1 pseudogene is annotated in these 361 nt (G+C 74.8%); it reads left to right on the plus strand.

The annotated features are described in order from the left end of the window. Positions 1-361, plus strand: a pseudogene (locus tag DW899_RS10425) (IS30 family transposase); the annotation flags it as partial.

Consider the following 361-nt stretch of genomic DNA (forward strand, 5'->3'; position numbering starts at 1 on the left):
CCGCCGGGTGCGTCGCGGACGCCCTGGAGGGCGTCCGGGCCATCCTCGGCGCCGACGGGACGCGCCGCGTGTTCCGCGCCGTCCTCACCGACAACGGCGCCGAGTTCTCCGACGAGGCGGCGATCGCGGCGCTGCTCGGCGAGGGGCCGGGCGAGACGAGGCTGTTCTACTGCGACCCCAGGCGCAGCGACCAGAAGGGCGCCTGCGAGCGCAACCACGTCGAGATCAGGAAGCTGCTGCCCAAGGGCGCCGGAATCAGGTTCGACCGGCTGGCCCCGGCGGACCTGTCGCTCGCCATGTCGCACGTGAACTCCGAGCCGCGCGGCGCGCTCGGCTTCGCGACGCCCGCGCGCGCCTTCAG

The sequence above is a fragment of the Collinsella sp. AM41-2BH genome, from assembly GCF_003468085.1.
GTDB lineage: Bacteria > Actinomycetota > Coriobacteriia > Coriobacteriales > Coriobacteriaceae > Collinsella.